Origin of the sequence: Vibrio sp. OY15 (assembly GCF_000742455.1) — a bacterium.
GTDB classification, from domain to species: Bacteria; Pseudomonadota; Gammaproteobacteria; order Enterobacterales; family Vibrionaceae; genus Vibrio; species Vibrio alginolyticus.
Window position 1 is genome coordinate 191,916 of record NZ_JPIL01000006.1, and the last position, 23,691, is coordinate 215,606.

A 23,691-nucleotide genomic window follows, 5' to 3' on the forward strand; every position below is an offset into this window, starting at 1 on the left:
GAAAAATAATGAAAGTTTTAATTGTTTCTGATGGCTTTTCCTCTAATTTATATTCCGATTCATTTACCCAGCCTTTCGAAGAGTTTGGACATGAGGTGAGCCATTTCTATTGGAAAGGATATTTTAAAAACTATCAATATCCTAATCACTTAACACCAAGTCATGATAGTAAAATAAAGTCTCTCTATTATAGATTTCAAAATAAATTTACTTTTGGACCTGTAATTAATCAGATAAATAAGGACCTAATTAAACACACCACGGAATTCCAACCGGATTTGGTTTTTATATATAGAGGGACTCATCTTTTTGGAAAAACAATTCGATCTATAAGGAAAAACGGATGTCGGGTATTTAGTTATAACAATGACGATCCGTTTTCTCCTAATTATCCAAAGTATTACTGGAGACTTCACAAAGAGATAGTAAAGGAATGTGATGTAGTTTATGCCTATAGGTTAGCCAACATTAATGATTATAGAAATATAGGAGTTGAAAATGTCAAGTTATTACGTTCTTATTATGTTTCTAGCAGTAATTTTTACATTCCCGGAGTTGTCAAAGATATAGATATAGTGTTTATTGGTCACTTTGAAAATGATGGTAGAGACTCTCTTATGCTTTCATTATTTGAAAGCGAATACAATGTTAAACTGTTTGGAACTGGTTGGGAAAAATCACCGTTTTATAACGAAATAGTTAAGTTAAATGGGCCAATTAAACCTGTATATCAAGACTATAATTTGACTATTAATCGCTCAAAAATTGCATTGGTGTTCTTGTCTAAGCTTAATAGAGATACTTATACTCGCCGTTGTTTTGAGATTCCGTCTACCAAAACAATGATGCTTAGTGAATATTCTGAAGACTTAAGTAGTTTATTTGAACCTAATGTCGAAGCTTTTTTCTTCAAAAATAAGACTGAGTTTGAAAATAAAATTGACTATTTGCTAAATAATAAAGAAGTGATTGAAAGAGTCTCTTTGTCTGGATACAAGCGTATTATTCATGATGGTCATGAAGTTAAAGATAGAGTTCGAGCAATAATAAATGATTTCAATCAATTGCCTCAAATTGATAAAGGAACTTTTAATGGATAATGTTGATTTTCTTTTTATAACCAATGTGCCATCTTTTTATAAAGTGGCATTGTATAATGAGTTGCACAAGAGGAAAAATATATTCGTTATTTTTATTTCTGATTGCTCTAACATTAGGAGTGGAGATTTTATTTCTCGTGACATTAATTTTCCTCATGTATTTTTGACAAATAAACCTTTTGAAGAACGCAGCAGAACTGAGACCGCATTTTTTATTTTGAAAGAAATATACAACCTAAAATATATCCGTTTGTTTATGTCTGGTTGGGAAATGCCAGAATTGATGCCAATGTTGTTTTTTTTGAATAGACGTAAAAATTCGATAATAATAGAGAGTAGTATCTATGAGTCAAAAACAAATGGAATAAAAGGGTTCTTAAAAAAAATTTACTTGAAACGGTTTAGTCAAGCTTTGGTATCTGGTTTTTTACAAAAGGAATTGGTATCAGAGTTAGGGTTTAAAGGGGATGTTAAATACAGTTATGGTGTTGGTATTCCAAAGTTAAAAAAAGTAAAGAATGAACAATGCAGCACAACAAACAATGACCTTAACTTTCTTTATGTTGGTAGACTTTCCTATGAAAAGAACTTGAGTTTATTAGTCGATGCTTTTAAATCGTCAAGGCATAAGCTAACTTTAGTTGGTGATGGTCCTTTACGAAATGAACTTGAATTTAACTCTCCAAATAATGTGAAATTCCTTGGTTATTTGAACAACAATGAACTTCACACAGTTTACTCTAAACATCACGTGTTGATATTACCATCTCTTTCTGAGCCTTGGGGATTAGTTGTTGAAGAAGCGCTATCTTTAGGTTTACCAGTTATTGTTAGCGATAAGGTTGGTTGTAAAGTTGATCTAATTGATGAGTTGGAAACTGGGGTTGTATTTTCAGCAGAATCCAAGGATGAATTGTTAATATCTATAGAAAATATTTCGGATAATTTTAATTTTTATCAATCCAATACTAACCGTTATGAATTGAAAGTTAGAATTGACAAGCAGGTTCAAGCTTATGTCGAATAAAAAAATATTTATAATCGGTCCTTTCCCAGAACCGGTTCATGGTATGAGTCTTGCCAATAAATATTTATTGGAGTTTTTAAAAAAGCATGATGAATTTGACGTCTCTTTTTTTGATATATCTATTGGAAAAAAGATAAAAAATAAAAGCTCTCAGGGGGTTTTTGAAATTAATTATTTTTTAAAAAGCATAATTAATACACTTTCTAGTTTGTTGTTTGTATTTTCAAATCGAGGTTCCTTTGCATACATAACTCCACCACAATCAGCATTGGGTTTTTTGAGGCTTTTACCTGTTCTTTTTTTTTCCAAGATTTTTTGCAAAAAAACGATCATTCATTTTCATGGGTCGAGATTAATCTATAATTACAGAACGACTAATATTTTGTTTCGTAAACTTGTTAATATTGGTTTAGCATTGGTTGATAATGTGATATTCCTAGGCGATAGTATTCGTAAGGAACACTTAGAGTTAATTCCTACCTCTAAGTCTATTGTATGTTGGAATGGTGTTGAGTGCCCTGTATTTCATGAACAAGAATATAGTAATAAGGTAAAGGTTCTTTTTTTTAGTAATCTAATGAAAGATAAGGGTATTTTTGATTTTTTAGATGCTGTAAAATTGCTTGATAGTAAATGTTATGAAGTTCACATAGCTGGTAATATTGAACCATGTTTTGAGAATGAAATTAATGTTAAGTTATCTAAGTTGTCAAACTTAGTTACTTATCATGGTCCATTATTTGACAAAGATAAAGAAATGCTTTTCTCGAAAGCAAATATTTTTGTTTTACCAAGTTATGATGAAGGACAACCTTTGTCAATATTAGAAGCTTATAGTTATGGGTGTACTGTTGTCACTACAAAGGTTGGCGGAATTCCAGATATATTTAATAACAATGTTAATGGAAGATACTGTCAGTTGGGAAATCCCAATGATATAGCAGAAAAAATCCTCTCTTTTTCGAATGATGAATTAAATACTTTTAAATCTTATAATAAAAAATTTTATTTAGATAACTTTACGAAAGAAAGTTTTTGTCATCGTATAGTTCAATTAATAGGTTAGTTTTTATGTTTACTAATAAAGTTTTACTTATCACTGGTGGGACCGGTTCATTTGGCAATGCCGTTTTAGATCGTTTCTTAGAAACTAGTATTAAAGAAATTCGCATATTTTCTCGCGATGAAAAAAAACAAGATGATATGCGCAAAAAATATAATAGTGATAAACTTAAGTTTTATATTGGTGATGTTCGTGATTATCAAAGTATTCTCAATGCCACTCGTGGCGTGGATTACATTTACCATGCGGCAGCACTAAAACAAGTACCTTCTTGTGAATTTTACCCTCTAGAAGCGGTAAAAACCAACGTATTGGGTACTGAGAACGTACTAGAAGCGGCGATTGCAAATAACGTGGAACGTGTGGTTTGTCTGAGTACCGATAAAGCGGTTTATCCTATCAACGCGATGGGTATTTCAAAAGCGATGATGGAAAAAGTCATTGTTGCTAAGAGCCGTAACCTAGAGCACACCAACACAACAATTTGCGCGACTCGTTATGGTAATGTTATGGCTTCTCGAGGCTCGGTTATTCCACTATTTTTACGTCAAATCATTAATGGGCAACCAATCACTATCACTGATCCTAGTATGACTCGTTTCATGATGACTCTTAATGATGCTGTTGATTTGGTACTTCATGCATTCGAGAATGGTACTAATGGCGATATTTTTGTGCAAAAGGCACCTGCGGCAACGATAGAAGTGTTGGTTGAGGCTTTGTTACAAATCACAGACAAATTAGGTCACCAAGTGAATGTTATTGGTACTCGCCATGGTGAGAAGCTGTATGAAGCATTGTGTAGCCGCGAAGAAATGTTTGTGGCTCAAGATCAAGGTAACTATTACCGAATCCCATCAGATAATCGAGACCTTAACTACTCAAAATACAATGAAGAAGGTGAGAAAGATCTATCTCTTATCGAAGATTACAACTCTCATAATACTGAGCGTTTGGATGTACAGGGTATGGTTGAGCTATTACGTAAGCTTGATTTCATTGTCGATATTGAAGCGGGAAGCTTGGTTGTACCTGAGGGCGTATAGATGAAGATTGTTGTAACAGGAGCAAAAGGTTTCATTGGAAGAAACCTCTGTGTCATGCTTCGTGAACATGGCTATGAAGACCTTGTTGAAATTGACCGTGATACCACAAGTGAGCAAGCGATTCACGCATTAGCAAAAGCTGACTTTGTTTATCACTTAGCCGGAATTAATCGCCCAAAAACAGAAGCGGAATTCCAAGAGGGTAACGCTGATTTTACTGACTTTGTTGTGAAGCAACTGAAAGCCAGTGGTCGAAAGACACCCCTTGTGGTGAGCTCTTCCACTCAAGCTCTTCAAGACAACGCATATGGACAGAGCAAACGCTCTGCAGAGCAGAGTGTTGAACAGTATGGGCAAGAGAGCGGCGCGCCATTTTATATCTATCGTTTTCCTAACGTATTTGGGAAATGGTGTCGCCCAAACTACAACTCTTTTGTAGCCACTTTCTGTTACAACACGCTCAATGATCTAGATATTACCATCAACGATCCTAAAGCTCCGGTCACGCTTGTTTATATCGATGACGTTTGCCGTAGCTTAATTGCTTTACTTGACGGTACTGAGCCGAGTGGGGCCAAAGCCGTTTCACCGGAGTACCCAACCACAGTTGGTGAGGTTGCGGATTTACTGCGAGCGTTTAAAGAGAGTCGAGAGAACTTAGTCACGGAAGATGTGGGTACAGGATTGGTTCGAGCATTGTACTCGACTTACTTAAGCTATATGTCACCTGAGCAATTTAGCTATACCATCCCAAGTTATGGTGATGAGCGTGGTGTATTTAGCGAGATGCTAAAGACAAAGCAAGCAGGCCAATTTTCTTTCTTTACCGCGCACCCTGGGATAACTCGAGGTGGGCACTATCACCACAGCAAGAATGAAAAGTTCCTTGTCTTAAAAGGTAAAGCTCGCTTTAAGTTTGAACACATTGGGACGGGGGAGCGCTATGAGCTGGAGACAGAAGGCCGCGCTCCTCAAATCGTCGAGACTGTGCCAGGTTGGTCGCATGACATCACGAATATTGGCGATGAAGAGATGATCGTTATGCTCTGGGCAAACGAGATTTTTGACCGAGAAGCGCCAGATACCTTTACGTTCCCATTGTAAACCTTGAAGAGAAAAAAATGAAGAAATTAAAAGTCATGTCGGTGGTTGGCACGCGTCCTGAGATTATTCGCTTGTCCCGTGTGTTGGCAAAATTGGATGAGCATTGTGAGCATATTCTAGTGCACACAGGTCAGAACTATGACTTCGAGCTTAACGAAGTCTTCTTTAACGACTTAGGGGTCCGGAAGCCAGATTACTTTCTTAATGCAGCAGGCAAGAACGCGGCTGAAACTATTGGGCAGGTCATCATCAAGGTGGATGAAGTGCTGGAAGAGATAAAACCGGAAGCTATGCTGGTCTTAGGTGATACCAACTCTTGCATTTCTGCTATTCCAGCGAAACGTCGTAAGGTGCCTATCTTTCATATGGAGGCGGGCAATCGCTGCTTCGACCAACGAGTCCCTGAAGAGACCAACCGTCGTATTGTCGATCATACCGCAGACATAAACCTTACTTACAGCACGATTGCTCGTGATTACTTGTTAGCTGAAGGGCTTCCAGCCGACCGCGTTATTAAAACGGGTAGTCCAATGTTTGAGGTGTTAAACCACTACATGCCTCAAATCGATAACTCAGACGTTCTTCAGCGTCTTGGTTTGGTGAAAGGTGAGTTCTTTGTGGTGAGTGCTCACCGAGAAGAGAATGTTGATTCACCAAAGCAACTTGCTAAATTGGCGGAGAGCTTGAATGCAGTGGCGGCGAAGTATGGACATCCAGTTATCGTATCGACTCACCCTCGCACACGAAACCGCATAGAAGCACAAGGTATTGAGTTTCAAGCCAACATTCAGCTTCTGAAGCCACTAGGTTTTCATGACTACAACCATCTTCAGAAAAACGCGAAAGCGGTACTTTCAGACAGTGGCACAATCAATGAAGAGTCATCGATTATGAATTTCCCGGCGTTGAACTTACGAGAAGCGCACGAGCGTCCAGAGGGAATGGAAGAAGCGTTTGTTATGATGGTCGGCTTGGAAGTTGAACGTGTGTTGCAAGGACTAGAAATCCTAGAGTCTCAACCAAGTGGTGACGAACGCTTATTACGTCCAGTCTATGATTATTCTATGCCAAATGTATCAGATAAGATTGTGCGTATAGTCCATTCTTATACAGACTACGTTAAACGCGTTGTATGGAAAGAGTACTAAAGTGAGTCGCAAGAAAATTCTAATTCTCGCTGAATATATCGGCGAGAACCATAATTCAACGGCTTATTATTGGTCGCAAATTGTAAGAAAAATACGACAAGAACATGACGTTATTCTTATCACACCAGATACGGAACATGCGCGAGGCTTTTCTAAGCAATACAAAATCGAAACCCACTATGTGAAGTATTCTAAACACAATAAAAACAGCCTTATCTCTCGACTTAACGGGCAGTTAAGTCAGACAATAACATTTATTCGTGGTGTTAAGGCGGAATTGAAAAATGTGGATTTGGTTTTTTCCGGAACTAATCCCATAGTAACAATGTTTGGATTAGCTTTATTAAAATCTTTTCAGCCTTTTAAATGGTTGGTTCTGGTTCATGATGTATTTCCTAATAATTTAATTCCAGCAAAAGTTATAAACGAGTCCAGCTTCTCTTATCGATTTTTGACCGCCCTGTCTAAGAAGGTCTATTCATCACCTGAGCAGTTGATATGTATTGGACGTGATATGAAAGAGTTGTTGGATAATAAAACAGAAGGAGAAAATCAAATTGAATTTATACCAAACTGGGCATCAACAGAGCGAATCGTAGAGATACCCAAGAAAGACAACGAATTGATTCTTAAGCTTGGATGGCAGGATAACACCGTCTTTCAGTTTTTTGGCAATATGGGACGCTTGCAAGGGATTGGTCAATTGCTAGAAGCTATTGGAAAAACGAAATGTGAAAAAAGTCGGTTTTTATTTATTGGTTGCGGATCAGAAGCAAAACAAGTGCAGCATGTAGCCAAAAGGATCAATACTGAAGTTGGTTATGAACGAGTTCATTATTATGGAAGGTTGGATTTAGAGAAAAACAATTTAGGCTTGAATGCTTGTGATGTTGCCCTTGTAACACTAGCTCCAGAGATGTTTGGTTTAGGGGTGCCTAGCAAGGCGTACTTCTCTATGGCGGCAAACAAGCCTATTGTTTATGTAGGTGATAAAAATTCTGAATTAGAACGCCTTCTCTCGGAGTATGAGCTTGGATGGTATTGCAATAATAACAATGTTTCAGAGTTGTCAAGGCTCCTTGACTATGTGTCAGAGTTGAATTATTCAAGTAGTTTACCTCAAACAAGGGATGTATTGATATCTCATTTTTCTGAGAAAATCGCCTTAGATGCTATTGCTCATCAAGTTTCCAAAATGGTGCTTTTATGAAAATTCTAATGACGGGTTCTACAGGTTTTATTGGAAGCTACCTAGCTTCTTTAGAAATTATCGATAGGTATGTTGTACGTAGAGGTGAGAAGCATAATTTTCAATCTTGTTTTACTATTGATAGTTTAAATGCTGAAACTAATTGGGATGGGGCTTTTGAAGATATTGATGTAGTGATCCATCTAGCAGGATTAGCGCACTCAAATAGATTTTCTGAGCACGATTACGAAAAAGTGAATGTGGCAGGCACATTACGTCTGGCTTGCGAGGCATCAAAGCAAGGCGTCCGACGTTTTGTCTTTGTTAGCTCTATCGGAGTAAATGGTACATATACAAGTAATGAGCCCTTTTCTGTTAGCTCATCAGTTAACCCTCACAATGGATATGCTCAATCTAAATACAATGCAGAACTGGGTCTTAAAAAAATAGCAGAAGAATCTGGTTTGGAAGTTGTTATAGTAAGACCTACTTTAGTTTATGGACCTAATGCACCAGGGAATTTTGGCATGTTAACTCGCCTAGCAGATAAGCTTCCATTTTTACCTTTTGGTCTGGCAAATAATCGAAGAGATTTTATCGCAGTTCAAAACTTAGCGGATTTGTTAATTACCTGCGCCACTCATCCTGATGCTGCGGGGCATACATTTTTGGCAAGAGATGGTGAAACTGTTTCTATCGAGCGGTTTACTAACGCTATTGTCAACGGACTGGGCAAACAAGTGATTCAACTTCCTGTGCCAGTCAGTTTAATGCGTTTTGTCGGTAAAATTATCGGTAAGTCGGCCATGATTGAGCAGCTATATGGGAATTTAGAAGTTGACTCTTCTAATACCGAAGAAGTTTTAGGTTGGACCCCTCCTTTAACAATGAAGCAAGCAATGGCCACTTTGCGTGAGCCAGGAGTAAAGTAACGAATGTTCCGTTTTATTGATTTTTTTGCAGCTTTTTTTGGGTTGTTTTTTTTATGGCCGGTATTTCTTATCGTTATCATTATTGGTTTGTTTGACACAGGATCCCCGATTTTTGTGCAAGAGCGCGTTGGGCGCAATAAAAAACCATTTAAGTTGGTTAAATTTCGTACGATGTCGGTAGATACTCAATCGGTAGCGAGCCATTTAGCAAGCAACGCATCTATTACTAAGCTTGGTTCTTTTCTGCGTAAGACGAAGATTGATGAATTACCGCAACTCATTAATGTTTTGAAAGGAGAAATGAGTCTCGTGGGACCTCGTCCCAACTTGTTTAACCAGCACGAACTGATCATTGAGCGCGACGCGCTTGGCGTTTATGATGTGTTACCGGGAGTCACAGGTTTGGCTCAAGTTCAAAATATCGACATGTCCACACCAAGTTTATTAGCAAAAACTGATAAAGAAATGATCGATACATTAACATTAAAACACTATTTCAAGTATATCATGATGACCGCAACAGGGAGTGGTTCTGGTGATGCTGTAAAGTAGGAAGCAGAAAAGTGCTATGATGGAGCGGCGGAAGCTGTTCTTTTGCGTTTTGTTGTATCTATCTCTTACTACTCGTGTTCGCCTCTATTCCGGTGAGAGTTCTGTTTTCGTGACACTAATGCATGCTATCTCCGATAAAACCACATACAAGAATTATTATGCAACGTCTACAATTTATATGGCAACTTTCTCGAACTAACAAAAGAATTGTTAGTGTATTGATCGATATCATATTGATCTCTATGGCTTTTCATTTGGCAATCTTAGTTCGTTCTGGAGCAACCAATTATTTTACTTATCCCGCTGTCTGGGGGATTCAAATTACAGTGACAATAGTCACAATTGCTGTATTCGCTCGATTAGGGCTTTATAGAGCTGTTCTCCGTTATCTCACTTTTCAGGCTTTATTTGTTGTGACTGCCGGGGCTGTAATTTCTGCCACACTTGTAGCCGCCCTTAGCTTCTACATGAGTGACCCGTTTCCTAGAACTGTTCCTATAATCTATGGTGCATTTCTTGCTCTTTTCTGTGGGGGACCCCGTGTTATCGTTCGATCTTTGATTGCTCAAAGCTATTCAACGCAGAGTAAAGAGGTTCTCATTTATGGTGCAGGATCTGGCGGTCGACAATTGGCGATGGCATTAAGAAGTAGTGGAGACTATCGCGTAAGAGCATTTATTGATGGTGACTCAACTCTTTGCAATACTATGATCTTAGGGTTGCCTGTTATTGCTATTGAAGACGCAATGCCCCTCATAAATAAATATGATGTTTCTCAAGTCTTACTTGCAGTGCCAAGTGCTAAACGTTCACGTCGTAAGGTTATTCTGGACGAATTAGCTAAGTTACCTGTTGAAGTGCTCACGGTCCCTGATATGACAGATATTGTGTCAGGTAAAGCTAAAATTGATGAGCTTAAGGACGTCGCGATTGAGGATTTACTTGGGCGAGATCCAGTAGCGCCTCAACAAGTGTTGCTAGAAGCGAATATCAAAGACAAAGTGGTTATGGTGACAGGTGCTGGTGGTTCTATTGGCTCTGAGTTGTGTCGTCAAATTGTGGAACAGTCGCCTAAGTCTATTATTTTATTTGAGTTGTCTGAATTTGGTCTGTATCAGATTGATCGCGAACTAAATCAACTTAAAATTGAAAAAGGGCTAACTTGCGACATTATTCCTTTGTTGGGCTCTGTTCAGCGTCAACATCGTCTAGAAACGACAATGTCTTCTTTTAAAGTTCAAACGGTATATCACGCAGCAGCATATAAACACGTTCCATTGGTCGAATTTAACGTAATTGAGGGGGTGCGTAATAATATCTATGGGACTTATTATACTGCGTGCGCGGCGATTAAAGCCGGTGTTGAATCATTTGTATTAATCTCTACAGATAAAGCCGTTCGCCCTACTAATGTAATGGGGACAACCAAACGAATGGCGGAGCTTGGTCTGCAGGCTCTTGCTGATCAAGAAAATGCAAAACCAAATGGCACTCGATTTTGTATGGTACGATTTGGTAATGTTCTCGGCTCTTCAGGCTCCGTGATTCCTGTGTTTAAAAAGCAAATCGCATCAGGTGGACCAGTAACCGTAACTCACCCAGAGATCACTCGTTTCTTCATGACCATTCCTGAAGCTGCGCAGCTAGTTATTCAAGCTGGAGCAATGGGCAAAGGTGGAGATGTATTTGTTTTAGACATGGGTGAGTCAGTAAAAATTACAGACTTAGCATGTAATCTCATTCAACTCTCCGGTCTTGAAGTTAAATCGGAAGCTAATCCTCATGGTGATATTGAGATTCAATTTTCTGGACTTCGACCTGGTGAGAAGCTGTATGAAGAGTTGCTTATTGGCGACAATGTCAAACAAACAGCGCATGAGCGAATAATGACCGCACATGAGGTTCATTTACCTTTAAAAGAGTACGAGCTACTGTTGAACGATCTCGATTTCGCCTGCCATAGTATGGATCACGAAAACATTCGTACATTACTATTGAGTGCTCCAACAGGCTTTAATCCTACAGATGGTATTGGCGACTTAGTTTGGAACCATAACCAATCAGAAGTTGATTATTCAGACTCTATAAAATTTATGAGTCAATCTTGAACTCTGAACTTAGGTAAGTTTTTTGAACAATTAAATAGAATTTAAGGGCAGCCGAGTTCCTTCTGTTAGGTTATTCTACTTACTGTGGAAGTCGTTGTCCTCGCTCATTTTTTTGCATTTTGGTATCCTCTGCCAAAAATAAATGAAGGATTAACCCATGAAAATCGCAGTTGCTGGGACTGGCTATGTAGGGCTTTCTAACGCTATGCTGTTAGCCCAGAATCACGAGGTGGTCGCTCTAGACATCATTTCTGAGAAGGTTGACTTACTTAACCAGCGCAAGTCGCCGATTGTTGATACTGAAATTGAACACTTTTTGGCGCACAAAGAGTTAAATTTTGTTGCGACTACGGATAAAGAAAAGGCTTATTTATCTGCAGATTATGTTGTGATTGCAACGCCTACTGATTATGACCCACAAACTAATTACTTTAATACATCTTCTGTTGAAGCCGTGATTAAAGATGTTATGTCAATTAACCCTGAAGCAGTTATGGTGATTAAGTCTACTGTTCCTGTTGGCTATACCGCTCGAGTCAAGCAAGAGCTGGGATGTGAAAATGTCATCTTCTCTCCTGAGTTCTTGCGAGAGGGCAAAGCGCTTTACGATAACCTTCACCCTTCACGTATTATTGTTGGTGAACGCAGTGAACGCGCAGAAGTATTTGCGAACTTGCTAGTGGAAGGGGCTGTAAAAGAAGATATTCAAGTTCTATTTACTGACTCCACAGAAGCTGAAGCAGTAAAACTCTTCTCTAATACCTATCTTGCTATGCGTGTTGCGTACTTTAATGAGCTGGATTCTTATGCAGAAGCTCACGCTTTAGATACTCGTCAGATCATTGAGGGTGTTGGTTTAGATCCTCGCATTGGTAATCATTACAACAACCCATCTTTCGGCTACGGCGGATACTGTTTACCAAAAGATACCAAACAGCTTTTAGCAAACTACCAAGAAGTTCCGAACAATATTATTGGTGCTATCGTTGATGCTAACCGTACGCGAAAAGACTTTATTGCAGATTCGATCATTAAACGCCAGCCAAAAGTAGTAGGCGTATATCGTTTGATCATGAAAGCTGGGTCAGACAACTTCCGTGCGTCTTCAATTCAAGGCATTATGAAGCGTATTAAAGCAAAGGGTATAGAAGTTGTCGTTTATGAACCAGTGCTTCAAGATGCTGAGTTTTTCCATTCACGTGTTGTGAAAGATCTGAATGAATTCAAAAAATGCTCGGATGTGATTGTTTCCAACCGCATGGTGGAAGAGTTAGCAGACGTAGCTGAAAAAGTTTATACACGCGATCTGTTTGGTAGTGACTAACCTCACACTTGATTAAGTTAAGCCAGTCTTATTTGACTGGCTTTTGTTTCTTTAGGAATCGGTTAATTATGAAATACTTAGTAACTGGTGCTGCTGGTTTTATTGGTAGTGCAACAGCGGAGAAGCTTAATGCTGCAGGGCATGAAGTTGTGGGTATCGATAATCTAAATGATTACTACGATGTGAATCTAAAACATGCTCGACTCGCTCGTATTGAAAATCCACTGTTTAAATTTGTAAGTGTAGATATCGCGGATCGCGAAGCGATAGAGAGGCTGTTTGCAACTGAGAAGTTTGATCGCGTTATCCACTTGGCTGCCCAAGCTGGAGTACGTTACTCACTAGAAAACCCACACGCTTATGCGGACTCAAACTTGGTCGGGCACCTAAATATTCTTGAGGGATGCCGTCAAAACAAAGTAAGCCATCTGGTATATGCATCTTCGAGCTCTGTGTATGGTCTTAATGCAAAAGTTCCTTTTGCCACTTCAGATAGTGTTGACCATCCAGTATCACTTTATGCAGCAACGAAAAAGTCTAACGAGTTAATGGCTCATAGCTATTCTCATTTGTATGATATCCCAACAACAGGTTTGCGCTTTTTCACTGTGTATGGTTCTTGGGGGCGTCCGGACATGGCCCCATTTATTTTCACTAAGAAAATTCTTGATGGCGATACTATCGATATCAACAATAATGGTGATATGTGGAGAGACTTTACCCATGTAGATGATATTGTTGAAGGTGTCGTCCGTGTTGCAGACGTCTTACCAACTCGAAATGAAAGCTGGACTGTAGAATCTGGAACTCCAGCAAGCAGTTCTGCTCCATATTCGGTTTATAACATTGGTCATGGCTCTCCTATCAACTTGATGGACTTCGTTAAAGCGATTGAAGATGAGCTTGGTATTGAAGCGAAGAAAAACTTCCGCGAAATGCAGCCTGGGGATGTTTATCAAACTTATGCTGATACAGAAGATTTATTTACCGCTACTGGTTACAAACCAAGAGTAACAGTCAAAGAAGGTGTTGCAGAGTTTGTTTCTTGGTATAAAGAATTCTATAACAAGTAATACAAAACGAGGCGAAAGCCTCGTTTTTATGTCTAGCTAGGTATAAATCACAATGATTAAAAAATGTCTTTTCCCTGCAGCAGGCTACGGTACTCGTTTCCTACCTGCAACAAAATCTATGCCGAAAGAAATGATGCCAGTGGTGAACAAGCCATTGATTGAATACGGTGTTGAAGAAGCGATTGAAGCCGGTATGGACGGTATGTGCATCGTCACCGGTCGTGGCAAACACTCTTTGATGGACCACTTCGATAAAAACTACGAGTTGGAACATCAAATTTCAGGAACAAGCAAAGAAGCACTGTTAGACGATATCCGCTCTTTAATTGATTCAGCGAGTTATACATACATCCGTCAACGTGAGATGAAAGGTCTTGGTCATGCTGTCTTGACCGGTCGTGAGTTGGTGGGGGATGAGCCATTTGCTGTTGTACTAGCAGACGACCTTTGTGTGAATGAAGAGCAGGGCGTATTAGCGCAAATGGTTGAGCTGTACAAGCAGTTCCGTTGCTCTATTGTGGCGGTTCAAGAAGTTCCAGGAACTGAGACCCATAAGTATGGTGTGATTGCTGGAGAGATGATCAAAGATGACATCTTCCGAATTGACCACATGGTAGAAAAGCCAGAACCAGGCACTGCACCAAGTAACTTAGCAATTATTGGTCGCTATATATTAACGCCAGATATTTTTGATCTTATCGAAAATACGGAGCCAGGCAAAGGTGGAGAAATCCAAATTACTGACGCATTGATGCAGCAAGCTCAATCTGGTTGTGTTATTGCTTACAAATTTAAAGGTCAGCGTTTTGACTGCGGTAGTGTAGAAGGTTACATCGAGGCGACAAACTACTGCTACGAAAACCTATACAAAAAAGCGTCTAGTGCTGAGCTTGCTAAAACACCAACCGTAAAGGTTGCTGAACCTGCATAGTTGTTCAGTCTCGTTACCAATGTGCTTTAACATGGCTTTCTGACGTATAAAGGTTAGTTAAAGCACGTTGATATTCAAATTATTATGCTGTTTTCACTCATTAACAATAAGTAAGAACTAGATTGTATCGTTCTAATGTCTGCTGATATTAGTTTAATACACCACCTCAATTCCCTCTGCTTCCAACTTTTCTCCTAACTCTTTTTTTGCTTCTTTCTCTCCATGTATCAAATGCACGGCTTTTGGTTGTGCTGGAATACCAGTAACAAACTTCAATAAATCGCTTTGGTCTGCATGTGCAGAATATCCAGAGATGGTATGGATCTGTGCGTTGGCTTCGATTGGTTGGTTATCGATATCCACCGTGTGGCTGCCTGATTGGATTTCTCGACCTAAGGTTCCTTGCGCCTGATAACCCGCAAACAACACATCATTTCTTTCGTCTGGTAAGAGTGCTTTTAAGTAATTGACGATTCTTCCTCCTTCGCACATACCGGATGCCGCAACGACAATCGCAGGTTCATCGGTGGAGGCTAGTCGATTCACTAATGCTTGATGTTCTCGATGGCTTTCTACAGTAATGCATTGTTCAAAAGCGAGGGGATGACGATGATTGTTGAGCTTTTGCTTTGCTTCTTTTCCCCACAGTTTTTTGAAACGGCGGTAGGTCTTCGTGACTCTTTTCGCAAGTGGTGAGTCTAGGATAATTGGCAAAGAAGACGACAAGTCGCGTTGGTGAATCAGCTGTTCAATATCGAATAACAGTTCCTGTGTACGTCCTACGCTGAAAGCTGGGATCAGAATTACACCACCGTCTTGCAGTGCGTGATCGATAATGGCGTTTAAGCGCTCAGTTCGAGTGGCAATGTCTTCATGCTCTTTGTTGCCGTATGTGGACTCGATGAACAAATAGTCGGCACGCTTTGGCGGCTTTGGATCGGGTAAGAGCGGGGTATTGGACGGACCTAGATCGCCGGAAAGCACGATGATTTCATGATTGGGGAGTTTGAATTCTACGTAAGCAGAACCAAGAATGTGCCCTGCGGGTTGAAAGCGTAGGTAACATTGTTTACCAAGTGGCAGCCATTGTTGGTAGTCATGAGGTTTTAGCTGTTTTTTAATGACATTGAGGACTTGTTGACGCTGATGGAAGTTCAAACCCAGTTGCAGCTTTAATCCATCTTCTAGCATTAGCGGTACCAGTTCGGCTGTTGCTTTGGTGCAGTAAATGGGGCCTTTAAATCCAGCAGCCAGTAACCAAGGTAGGCGTCCGATATGGTCGATATGAGCATGAGTCAGGACTAATGCTTTGATGTGTTTAACCGGAAACTCGATATCTAGTGATGCCCTGCGGTTGCCCAAATGGATGTCTTTGCCTTGAAAGAGTCCGCAATCGATCAAGATGCTACCGTGTGGCAGTTTCAATTCATGACAAGAGCCAGTGACGGTATGTTTCCCACCATGGTGAATCACACTGGCGATGTCTGATATGGGTGTTGTCATGTCGATTGCTCCTCCTTGAACAAGTATCAGTAACTATAAATCCTGTGGGCAGAGTAAGTGAATAGAGTTCGTTGGTTGGATGGAATTGAGTGGGAATAATCGGAAGTGCGATTAGGTTCTTTGTTTTGATGTAAGGCGTTTTTCGTTACTTAACTTTTGGTTTGACACATGCGGTTAGTAGATTCCTGATGTCGCTTAGGCTCCTCGGAATGACGGGACTCTTATAGATTATTTCTGTTGTTTTGCTGGTTTGATTTGGGTGTGTGCGGAGAGTAGATTCCTGATGTCGCTTAGACTCCTTGGAATGACAAAACTCATTAGATCGTAAGCAAACAAAAAGGGATGCATGATGCATCCCTTTGTTATTTCTACTCTCAGTAAAAACGAGATTAAGCTTTTGCTTTAGCCGCTGCTTTAGCGATTGCTGCGAAGCTTTTCGCGTCTAGAGAAGCACCGCCAACTAGAGCGCCGTCGATGTCTGGTTGTGAGAAGTAAGCCTCAGCGTTTTCTGGCTTAACAGAGCCGCCGTATTGGATGATTACTTGTGCTGCAACTGCTTCGTCTTTCGCTGCGATTAGTGCGCGGATAGAAGCGTGGATGCGTTGTGCATCTTCAGCGGTTGCTGCTTTACCAGTACCGATAGCCCAGATTGGTTCGTAAGCGATGATTGCGCCGTTTAGAGCTTCAACACCGTAAGTGTCGATAACTGCGTTGATTTGACGTGCACATACTGCTTCAGTTTCGCCAGCTTCGTTTTGCGCTTCAGATTCACCGATACAGAAAACTGGAGTTAGACCGTTTTCTTTTAGGAAGTTGAATTTCTTAGCGATGAACTCGTCAGATTCGTTGTGGTATTCACGACGCTCTGAGTGACCGATGATGATGTGAGTAGCACCGAAATCTTTCAGCATTTCTGGAGACATATCGCCAGTGAACGCACCGCTGTTGTTTAGGTCAGTGTTTTGAGCACCTAGGATAACTTTGTTACCGCCTTCAGCGATTACGCGCTCTGCTAGGTCGATGTAAAGTGCTGGTGGAGCGACTGCTACGTCAACACCTTCAACGCCTTCAAGTTCAGCGTTAAGACCAGTTAGCAGCTCAGTTACCATTGCTTTGCTGCCGTTTAGTTTCCAGTTACCCATCACTACAGGACGACGCATAGGAATATCTCCCTTATCTTTAATGTAAATAGTCAATTAATGTAAAAAATCTACGTAGGAATATAACAGAATAATGTGAACAGATCATGATTGGCGTCATGTCTTGTCCGGCTTTATTTGTTGATTCGACCAAGCATCGATCCTGTTATTTTTGTCAAAAGCAACCGATTGGTGATCGCGTAGACAGAATGATAGTTCATTCCTCGGAAATTGCTGCTGAGATTGGTATTACTACGCGCTGGAATTAATTGTTGTAGAAAGGAATCAAAATGCCAAATCTCGTTTTAGAGTATTCAAACTCGGTGGAAGAACGCGTCAATGTTCAGGGGTTGCTGGAGGATTTACATAAAACGGCGTTAGAAAGTGGCCTTTTTGAACTCGCGTCAGTGAAATCTAGAACGCTCCGGTGCCACAATTGGTTAATAGGAGAGGAGGGTGATAGCCTCGACTTTATCCATATCAACTTTGATTTGTTATCTGGTCGCTCCCAAGAACAAAAGCGAGAACTGTCACGAGCCTTGATGGCGACACTTCAAGAGCAAGCTAGTCACGTGCACAGTTTAACGGTCAATATCCGAGATATGGATATAGATAGCTTCCAAAAGGTAGTGAACTAGGTTGCGCTGAATTGCCCGAGAATAGCGAGGGGTTATTGTTACGAATTCTCAGCCTGGCTCTGCTTGTTATAAGGGCGTTGTGGGCACCCAAGCTATCGGTGTCCTTTCCAAACTATATCGACTCGGCTAATCTATAACCTTTCTACTTTGGGGTAAAATTTGATGTCGACTAAAGAGTTACTGTTTTCTTTTCAAGGACGTATAGACCGTAAAACCTACTGGATTTGGAACGTCATTTACTATGTGTCCATTCTAGGCTTTGGTGCCGGTATCAGCCAGCTGCTTCCTACTCTCTCCTATGTGCTTCTTCCTATTTTCTTGGTGGTTCTGTTGATCCCTGATTTGGCGATCACCACCAAGCGTTGGCACGACCGCAACAAATCGATCTATTGGCTAGCACTGAATATTCCGCTGATTATCGGACGAATTGCCACGCCAATGACTAGCCCTGCCGCGCAAGAGCCGTCGACCCCACAGATGTTCGTCGCTTCCATTTCTCTGATTTGTGGTTTATGGATTCTAATTGAATGTGGTTTCTTAAAGGGAACATCAGGACCAAACCAATATGGCCCTGAGCCGGAGTAAGTATAGCTCTATGTTTTGGAATAAGACTCTAGGGTTCTAGAGTCTTATTCCTGCCTTTTAGTAAAAATCATCCCTATCTTTAAACGTATTTAAGCTAATCACATCCGCGTTTTGAGTCGGTGCCGGTTCCCCTTCTAGTGCTGCTTTGAACTTCACGACCTGTTTTTGCAACTCGTTCATCAATACCATATTGGTGTGATGAGGGTTTTTACACGTGCTGATGACTCTATCAATGTGGCTTTGTTGAGCCCACAATCTTTCTTTCATATTTTCTGATGCGTTCTCGATCATCTCTTTCGCCATCTCATGACGAAATTGCTCAAAAGCTTCGGGATCTCGCTCTGCCATTCGAACCATCTCATCGAATGGAGGAAGAGTTTGGGATGAGGTATGACGTAGAGTAGACATCGATGCTCTCCAAATCCTTATGGAAATTGCCTTTAGTTACTAAAAGCCTATACCACTAGAAAGAGGAGAGAGGATGAATTCTTCAGCCGTCTCACTTATAAGAGAAGCTTTCAAGCCTGAGATTGAATAAGTGCGGCATGTCGATGTTTGGCTGTGGTGGTTACTGCAGTTGTTGGATGCGGTAAACGCAGCGTCTTTGGCCGCTAATGATGTGTTCGGTACGCTCTACTTTGGTGTCACGTCCAAGTAAAGACTGAAAGACACTTAATTCTGACTGGCACAAGCTTGGGCAGCGAGTTGCGGCTTTACAAATCGGACAGTGATTTTCGATCAAGATGAATCCGTTCTCATCTTTCTCGAGCTCTGCCATATAGCCTTCTTGCTCTCTTAACGTGACGAGTGTTTCTAGTTTGCTTTGCAGAGAGTCGCATTGCTCAAGATGCTGACGATAACTTTGTAACGTGAGTTTTTCCCTTTCTGATGTGACTTTTTCCAGTCCATCTTTGCCAAAGATATGTTCGACAGCTTCTATAAACTGAATGGTCAACTCTCCGTGACGGTCAGCAAATTGCTCATGACCTTTTTGAGTGAGAGACCAATGACGAGCAGGGCGACCAACTTTTACTTTTACGTCATGGATAGAAAGAATGCCATCATCTTCTAAACTTTGCAGGTGCTGACGAGCCCCCATGGTTGTCATACCTAGCTCAGAGGAGAGTTGTTTTGCAGTGACGGAACCATCACGCTTAACGATTTGCAATATCCTATCTACGGTCTTCATATACACACCATTTATACGTCAGTAGATATTATGCTCGATAGGGTTAGTAAAGAAAAGTGTTGACTTAATTTGAGTGTGGATTGTAGGTGCTATGTTTATGCGAACCAATATATACACTCTGAACAGTGAGAAACGAGGTGATTCAGAATCTATTGTCCGATTACGCGGAAAGAAAGGCTCAAACTCAGACTGAGCGAGAGCCTCGAGAAATGCTTAAAGAATAATATCGCGTACTTCTGGATCTTTACGATCTAAGTAATGAGTCGATTTGATGCGGCGAATAGTTCGGCATCGACCGCGCACGAGCAGCGTTTCTGTGGTCGCTATATTGCCTTGACGAGAGATACCTTCCAGCAAGTCACCTTTAGTGATGCCTGTAGCTGAAAATACCACATTGTCGCTACGAGCCATGTCTTCCATTTTAAGGACAACATTCGCTTTTACGCCCATTTCATCGCAGCGTTTTAGTTCATCTGCGCCGTAAATGTGGTTTTCTTCACTATCGCCTTTTACTTCGTGACGAGGAAGTAAGCGACCGTGCATGTCACCGTCTAGCGCTCGAATTACCGCTGCTGATACAACCCCTTCTGGCGCACCGCCAATACAGTACATCATGTCCACTTCACTGTCTGGCATACAAGTTAGAATAGAGGCAGCGACGTCACCATCAGGCACCGCAAAAACACGTACGCCCATTGCTTGCATTTCTGCAATAACGTCATCGTGGCGAGGTTTCGCAAGGGTAACAACGACTAGGGTATCAAGTGGCTTGTTCAGGGCTTTTGCTACGTTCTCTAGGTTTTCTTTTAACGGCTTTTCTAAGTCAATTACGCCTTTTGCACCAGGGCCAACAACCAGTTTTTCCATGTACATATCTGGCGCTTTAAGAAAGCTGCCTTTCTCACCTGCGGCAAGTACGGCTAGTGCGTTCGATTGTCCCATTGCCGTCATACGCGTTCCTTCAATCGGGTCGACTGCAATATCTACTTCATCACCACCAATACCCACTTGCTCACCAATGTACAGCATTGGCGCATCATCGATTTCACCCTCACCAATGACAATTTCACCACTGATATCTGTTTTGTTCAGTAGCGTGCGCATAACTTCAACAGCTGCGCCATCGGCTGCGTTTTTATCGCCACGGCCAAGCCATTTGTAACCAGCCAGAGCTGCACCTTCAGTCACACGGGAAAATGCCATTGCTAAATCGCGTTTCATGATGTCTCCAAGTAAGCAAGAGGGAAGAAGAATTTGCGCGGCGATTCTATCACAAGGTCGAGTAAACGTTTGCCTTTTTGCGAGGCTTTTACTTTATCTAACTTGAATTTGATCAATACTTAGGGCGATTTTCAGCGTAGCGGGACGCAAAATCCTTGCTCAAAAATGCTTCGGCGACAAGAAAAGTCAGCGTTTAGTGAGATTGCGCTGATTTTTTGACCGAATGATGCAAAATATCGAATATAGTGAGTGTTTCTCATCGCGACGCTGAGTAGAATGAACCTTATATAGGTTAGGTGTGCATCAATCTCGCACATCGTCCCAACGGAATAACATAGGTAGGCCAAGATGTCTTTTGAAGTACTAGAACAACTAGAATCTAAAATTCAAACTGCAGTTGACACAATCACTCTTCTTCAGATGGAAGTCGAAGAGCTGAAAGAAGATAAAGCTAAACTTGCGGAAGAAGCGAACGAGCTTCGCTCTCAACGTGAAGAGCTAGAGCAAAAAGCACAACAAGCACAGCAAGAGCACGCACAATGGCAAGAGCGCATTCGTGCACTACTTGGCAAAATGGACGAAGTGGAATAATTCGGCTTCTTCATTCCAAATTAAAAACACCCGCGTTAAGCGGGTGTTTGTGTTTTAGGGAAGTAGAAAATGTTAAGACAAGGCTAGGCGCTAAGAGCTAAGAGCTAAGAGCCAAGAGAAGACCCTATAACTTAGGCGCCTAAGACTCGTTATGCTTCTTCATCCAACTCTAAATCAATATTCAATGGTTCTGGCGACAGGATAATTCCGGTGCTATCAGCGTAAATGTAATCTTCTGGAAGGAAGCTAACGCCGCCAAAGTTGACTGGTATATCCAATTCGCCAATACCCTGGCTGGTCGCTCCAACAGGAATAGAGGCGAGGGCTTGAATGCCTAAGTTCATATCTTCAAGTTCATCTACTTCACGAACACAGCCGTAAACGACAATGCCTTCCCACTCGTTTTCTTCCGCAATGGTTGCGATTTCTGCATCGATAAGGGCTTTACGTAGGGAACCGCCACCGTCAATTAACAAAACGCGACCAAGTCCATCTTGCTCTAATGTCTCGCGGATCAACGAATTATCTTCAAAACACTTGATGGTGGTGATTTGCCCGGCAAATGAAGCGCGACCGCCAAAGTTACTGAACATTGGTTCAACCACATCTACCTGATCGAGGTAGATATCACAGAGTGCTGAGGTATTGTATTCCATAGCGTACCTTTCTAAACAGAAATTGGTTGTCTTTGAGTATATCTAGGCATTAAGTCAATGCAATGACAATCCTTTTTTAACTTACTAGAGTTTGAGCTACCACAATTGTTGCAAACAAAACGTTGGTGACTAGAGAGCATTTCACGATGACTGGCATCATTGGTGCTATCTGAGCGGGCTTTTGTGTATGCCAAACTGCTTTACCATGATCGGCCACGAAATAAATACTAAGTAAAAATGGCAAGCTAATCCAAACGGGTTTGTCTTGAATTAACAAGTAAGCCGCAAAGGCAAGGATAGCTCCGCCAAGTAAGATAAAGTGGTACTGCTTGGCTTTACGTTGACCTAAGCGTACCGCCACCGTGCGTTTACCACACTCTCGGTCGTTCTCTATATCACGCATATTGTTGATGTTGAGTACTGCAACAGCGAGTAAACCGCAGCCTAAAGCAGGTAAGAATAGCGTGGTGTCTACGTGACCGGTATGCAAGAAGTAGGTACCTGATACGCCGAGTAAACCAAAAAACAAGAACACTGATATATCGCCAAGCCCCACGTAACCGTATGGTTTGCTACCCATGGTATAAGCAATGGCTGCGAGAATGGCCAAAATTCCCAGCCCGATAAAAGTAACAATGCTTTCCAGTGAACTTAGTGAATAGAAAACTAACACCAAGCCTGAAATGGCGGTCAGAACGATGTTAAAGATAATCGCTTGTTTCATCTGTTTAGCACTTACCGCGCCTGACTGCATCGCTCGTAATGGGCCGAGGCGTTTGTCGTTATCTGTACCTTGAACGGCATCGCCATAGTCGTTTGCCAGGTTGGACAGAATTTGCAGCAATGTCGCGGTTACGAAAGCCATGATGGCAATCGTCAGTGAGAAATGACCCGCCGAGTAGGCGAGCACGCTACCTGTTAAGATAGAGACCAATGCCAGAGGTAATGTTTTTGGACGAGCGGCTTCAAGCCAGATCTGTAGAGATTGTTTCATGGAAATTTCGTGCTAGTAACCAATGTGCCCAGTATAAGCACAAAGAGGCAGATACGCTATTGACCTAAAACAACTCAACTAGAAGTCAAAGGGTGATTCAGAATCTATCATCCGGTTGTGCAGTGGTGAAGGTGAGTGGGAAAGAAAGGCGTCTGCTGTTAGCAGATTCTTAGTCTCGCTTGAGCTCGCTAGAATGACGAGATCTTTTGATTTAGGTGTTGTCAAAGTCATTCTGAACAGCCAGGAACGAGGTGATTCAGAATCGATCATCCGATTGTGCGGTGATTAAGGTGAGCGAGGAAAAATAGGCGTCTGTTGTTACCAGATTCTTAGTCTCGCTTGAGCTCGCTAGAATGACCAGGTCTTTTGATTTAGATGTTGTCAAAGTCACCGTCATTCTGAGCAACGAGGAACGAGGTGATTCAGAATCTATCGTCCCAATAGTGCCGTGGTTAAGGTGAGTTGGAAAGAATAGGCGTCTGCTGTTAGCAGATTCTTAGTCTCGCTTAAGCTCGCTAGAATGACGAGAGCTTTTGATCTAGATGTTGTCTAAGTCACCGTCATTCTGAACAGCGAGG

At 41.3% G+C, this 23,691-nt stretch carries 23 protein-coding genes; 16 read left to right on the plus strand and 7 right to left on the minus strand.

Going from position 1 to position 23,691, the window contains the following annotated elements; translation table 11 throughout:
- Positions 1–8 precede the first annotated feature (8 nt).
- The 13 genes from IJ23_RS23740 to galU all read left to right on the plus strand — a co-directional run bounded on the left by IJ23_RS23740 (position 9) and on the right by galU (position 14,597).
- Entirely contained in the window at positions 9–1,100 is a 1,092-nt protein-coding gene (locus IJ23_RS23740; RefSeq protein ID WP_050550073.1) for a CgeB family protein, read from the plus strand.
- The gene (locus IJ23_RS08010; protein WP_033905982.1) at positions 1,093–2,127 is read left to right on the plus strand and encodes a glycosyltransferase family 4 protein; all 1,035 of its coding nucleotides are present in this window, start codon (positions 1,093–1,095) and stop codon (positions 2,125–2,127) included. Before IJ23_RS23740 ends, IJ23_RS08010 begins: the two co-directional genes overlap by 8 nt.
- Positions 2,117–3,193: a glycosyltransferase family 4 protein gene (locus IJ23_RS08015; protein WP_033905983.1), complete on the plus strand. Its 1,077-nt coding sequence runs from the start codon at positions 2,117–2,119 to the stop codon at positions 3,191–3,193. Before IJ23_RS08010 ends, IJ23_RS08015 begins: the two co-directional genes overlap by 11 nt.
- A 5-nt stretch (positions 3,194–3,198) precedes the next feature.
- Positions 3,199–4,236, plus strand: a complete 1,038-nt coding sequence (locus IJ23_RS08020) for a polysaccharide biosynthesis protein (protein ID WP_031848517.1) — start codon at positions 3,199–3,201, stop codon at positions 4,234–4,236.
- The gene (gene wbjC, locus IJ23_RS08025) at positions 4,237–5,340 is read left to right on the plus strand and encodes a UDP-2-acetamido-2,6-beta-L-arabino-hexul-4-ose reductase (RefSeq protein ID WP_031848518.1); all 1,104 of its coding nucleotides are present in this window, start codon (positions 4,237–4,239) and stop codon (positions 5,338–5,340) included.
- Positions 5,341–5,357: 17 nt separating this feature from the next.
- Positions 5,358–6,488 (plus strand): non-hydrolyzing UDP-N-acetylglucosamine 2-epimerase, encoded by a 1,131-nt coding sequence (gene wecB, locus IJ23_RS08030; RefSeq protein ID WP_031848519.1) that lies wholly within the window; start codon positions 5,358–5,360, stop codon positions 6,486–6,488.
- A 1-nt stretch (position 6,489) separates the two neighbouring features.
- Complete coding sequence (locus tag IJ23_RS08035; protein WP_033905984.1) at positions 6,490–7,698, plus strand: glycosyltransferase family 4 protein; 1,209 nt, start codon at positions 6,490–6,492, stop codon at positions 7,696–7,698.
- The gene (locus IJ23_RS08040) at positions 7,695–8,609 is read left to right on the plus strand and encodes an NAD-dependent epimerase/dehydratase family protein (RefSeq protein WP_031848521.1); all 915 of its coding nucleotides are present in this window, start codon (positions 7,695–7,697) and stop codon (positions 8,607–8,609) included. Before IJ23_RS08035 ends, IJ23_RS08040 begins: the two co-directional genes overlap by 4 nt.
- Positions 8,610–8,612: 3 nt before the next feature.
- Positions 8,613–9,161 carry a sugar transferase gene (locus IJ23_RS08045; RefSeq protein WP_033905985.1) on the plus strand — a complete coding sequence of 183 codons (549 nt, stop codon included), beginning with the start codon at positions 8,613–8,615 and terminating at the stop codon, positions 9,159–9,161.
- A 158-nt stretch (positions 9,162–9,319) separates the two neighbouring features.
- A complete protein-coding gene (locus tag IJ23_RS08050) occupies positions 9,320–11,269 on the plus strand; it encodes a polysaccharide biosynthesis protein (protein ID WP_033905986.1) in 1,950 nt (649 codons plus the stop codon).
- A gap of 157 nt (positions 11,270–11,426) precedes the next feature.
- Complete coding sequence (locus IJ23_RS08055) at positions 11,427–12,593, plus strand: nucleotide sugar dehydrogenase (protein WP_033905988.1); 1,167 nt, start codon at positions 11,427–11,429, stop codon at positions 12,591–12,593.
- A 68-nt stretch (positions 12,594–12,661) separates the two neighbouring features.
- Positions 12,662–13,666, plus strand: coding sequence for an NAD-dependent epimerase (locus tag IJ23_RS08060; protein ID WP_029809593.1), 1,005 nt, complete (start codon positions 12,662–12,664; stop codon positions 13,664–13,666).
- Positions 13,667–13,718: 52 nt separating this feature from the next.
- Positions 13,719–14,597, plus strand: a complete 879-nt coding sequence (galU, locus tag IJ23_RS08065) for a UTP--glucose-1-phosphate uridylyltransferase GalU (protein ID WP_033905989.1) — start codon at positions 13,719–13,721, stop codon at positions 14,595–14,597.
- Positions 14,598–14,750: 153 nt separating this feature from the next.
- On the opposite strand, the gene IJ23_RS08070 is transcribed toward galU, so the two are convergent.
- Complete coding sequence (locus tag IJ23_RS08070; RefSeq protein ID WP_033905990.1) at positions 14,751–16,100, minus strand: MBL fold metallo-hydrolase RNA specificity domain-containing protein; 1,350 nt, start codon at positions 16,098–16,100, stop codon at positions 14,751–14,753.
- Between the two features lie 389 nt (positions 16,101–16,489).
- Positions 16,490–17,260, minus strand: coding sequence for a triose-phosphate isomerase (gene tpiA / locus IJ23_RS08075; protein WP_033905991.1), 771 nt, complete (start codon positions 17,258–17,260; stop codon positions 16,490–16,492).
- A gap of 269 nt (positions 17,261–17,529) precedes the next feature.
- On the opposite strand from tpiA, the gene IJ23_RS08080 reads away from it, so the two are divergent.
- Together IJ23_RS08080 and IJ23_RS08085 are read left to right on the plus strand one after the other, a co-directional pair.
- Positions 17,530–17,877, plus strand: a complete 348-nt coding sequence (locus tag IJ23_RS08080) for a 5-carboxymethyl-2-hydroxymuconate Delta-isomerase (protein WP_017820736.1) — start codon at positions 17,530–17,532, stop codon at positions 17,875–17,877.
- 162 nt (positions 17,878–18,039) lie between these two features.
- Positions 18,040–18,462, plus strand: a complete 423-nt coding sequence (locus IJ23_RS08085; RefSeq protein ID WP_033905993.1) for a DUF805 domain-containing protein — start codon at positions 18,040–18,042, stop codon at positions 18,460–18,462.
- A gap of 57 nt (positions 18,463–18,519) precedes the next feature.
- Here IJ23_RS08085 and IJ23_RS08090 read toward each other — a convergent pair whose 3' ends face one another.
- The 3 genes from IJ23_RS08090 to glpX form a co-directional block, all read right to left on the minus strand.
- A complete protein-coding gene (locus tag IJ23_RS08090; protein ID WP_033905994.1) occupies positions 18,520–18,870 on the minus strand; it encodes a DUF3135 domain-containing protein in 351 nt (116 codons plus the stop codon).
- Positions 18,871–19,030: 160 nt separating this feature from the next.
- Entirely contained in the window at positions 19,031–19,651 is a 621-nt protein-coding gene (locus tag IJ23_RS08095) for a helix-turn-helix transcriptional regulator (protein ID WP_005379532.1), read from the minus strand.
- Between the two features lie 213 nt (positions 19,652–19,864).
- Positions 19,865–20,872 (minus strand): class II fructose-bisphosphatase, encoded by a 1,008-nt coding sequence (gene glpX / locus IJ23_RS08100; RefSeq protein WP_033905995.1) that lies wholly within the window; start codon positions 20,870–20,872, stop codon positions 19,865–19,867.
- 348 nt (positions 20,873–21,220) lie between these two features.
- On the opposite strand from glpX, the gene zapB reads away from it, so the two are divergent.
- Positions 21,221–21,463 (plus strand): cell division protein ZapB, encoded by a 243-nt coding sequence (gene zapB, locus IJ23_RS08105; RefSeq protein WP_005379536.1) that lies wholly within the window; start codon positions 21,221–21,223, stop codon positions 21,461–21,463.
- Between the two features lie 149 nt (positions 21,464–21,612).
- On the opposite strand, the gene rraA is transcribed toward zapB, so the two are convergent.
- A complete protein-coding gene (rraA, locus tag IJ23_RS08110; protein ID WP_033905997.1) occupies positions 21,613–22,119 on the minus strand; it encodes a ribonuclease E activity regulator RraA in 507 nt (168 codons plus the stop codon).
- Positions 22,120–22,195: 76 nt separating this feature from the next.
- Positions 22,196–23,113: a 1,4-dihydroxy-2-naphthoate polyprenyltransferase gene (locus IJ23_RS08115; RefSeq protein WP_005383178.1), complete on the minus strand. Its 918-nt coding sequence runs from the start codon at positions 23,111–23,113 to the stop codon at positions 22,196–22,198.
- Between the last annotated feature and the right edge of the window lie 578 nt (positions 23,114–23,691).

Bases quoted from the DNA above. Each gene is read 5' to 3' on its own strand.
- IJ23_RS23740 (WP_050550073.1), top strand. From the start codon at position 9: ATGAAAGTTTTAATTGTTTCTGATGGCTTTTCCTCTAATTTATATTCC.
- IJ23_RS08010 (WP_033905982.1), top strand. From the start codon at position 1,093: ATGGATAATGTTGATTTTCTTTTTATAACCAATGTGCCATCTTTTTAT.
- IJ23_RS08015 (WP_033905983.1), top strand. From the start codon at position 2,117: ATGTCGAATAAAAAAATATTTATAATCGGTCCTTTCCCAGAACCGGTT.
- IJ23_RS08020 (WP_031848517.1), top strand. From the start codon at position 3,199: ATGTTTACTAATAAAGTTTTACTTATCACTGGTGGGACCGGTTCATTT.
- wbjC (WP_031848518.1), top strand. From the start codon at position 4,237: ATGAAGATTGTTGTAACAGGAGCAAAAGGTTTCATTGGAAGAAACCTC.
- wecB (WP_031848519.1), top strand. From the start codon at position 5,358: ATGAAGAAATTAAAAGTCATGTCGGTGGTTGGCACGCGTCCTGAGATT.
- IJ23_RS08040 (WP_031848521.1), top strand. From the start codon at position 7,695: ATGAAAATTCTAATGACGGGTTCTACAGGTTTTATTGGAAGCTACCTA.
- IJ23_RS08045 (WP_033905985.1), top strand. From the start codon at position 8,613: ATGTTCCGTTTTATTGATTTTTTTGCAGCTTTTTTTGGGTTGTTTTTT.
- IJ23_RS08050 (WP_033905986.1), top strand. From the start codon at position 9,320: ATGCAACGTCTACAATTTATATGGCAACTTTCTCGAACTAACAAAAGA.
- IJ23_RS08055 (WP_033905988.1), top strand. From the start codon at position 11,427: ATGAAAATCGCAGTTGCTGGGACTGGCTATGTAGGGCTTTCTAACGCT.
- IJ23_RS08060 (WP_029809593.1), top strand. From the start codon at position 12,662: ATGAAATACTTAGTAACTGGTGCTGCTGGTTTTATTGGTAGTGCAACA.
- galU (WP_033905989.1), top strand. From the start codon at position 13,719: ATGATTAAAAAATGTCTTTTCCCTGCAGCAGGCTACGGTACTCGTTTC.
- IJ23_RS08070 (WP_033905990.1), bottom strand. From the start codon at position 16,100: ATGACAACACCCATATCAGACATCGCCAGTGTGATTCACCATGGTGGG.
- tpiA (WP_033905991.1), bottom strand. From the start codon at position 17,260: ATGCGTCGTCCTGTAGTGATGGGTAACTGGAAACTAAACGGCAGCAAA.
- IJ23_RS08080 (WP_017820736.1), top strand. From the start codon at position 17,530: ATGCCAAATCTCGTTTTAGAGTATTCAAACTCGGTGGAAGAACGCGTC.
- IJ23_RS08085 (WP_033905993.1), top strand. From the start codon at position 18,040: ATGTCGACTAAAGAGTTACTGTTTTCTTTTCAAGGACGTATAGACCGT.
- IJ23_RS08090 (WP_033905994.1), bottom strand. From the start codon at position 18,870: ATGTCTACTCTACGTCATACCTCATCCCAAACTCTTCCTCCATTCGAT.
- IJ23_RS08095 (WP_005379532.1), bottom strand. From the start codon at position 19,651: ATGAAGACCGTAGATAGGATATTGCAAATCGTTAAGCGTGATGGTTCC.
- glpX (WP_033905995.1), bottom strand. From the start codon at position 20,872: ATGAAACGCGATTTAGCAATGGCATTTTCCCGTGTGACTGAAGGTGCA.
- zapB (WP_005379536.1), top strand. From the start codon at position 21,221: ATGTCTTTTGAAGTACTAGAACAACTAGAATCTAAAATTCAAACTGCA.
- rraA (WP_033905997.1), bottom strand. From the start codon at position 22,119: ATGGAATACAATACCTCAGCACTCTGTGATATCTACCTCGATCAGGTA.
- IJ23_RS08115 (WP_005383178.1), bottom strand. From the start codon at position 23,113: ATGAAACAATCTCTACAGATCTGGCTTGAAGCCGCTCGTCCAAAAACA.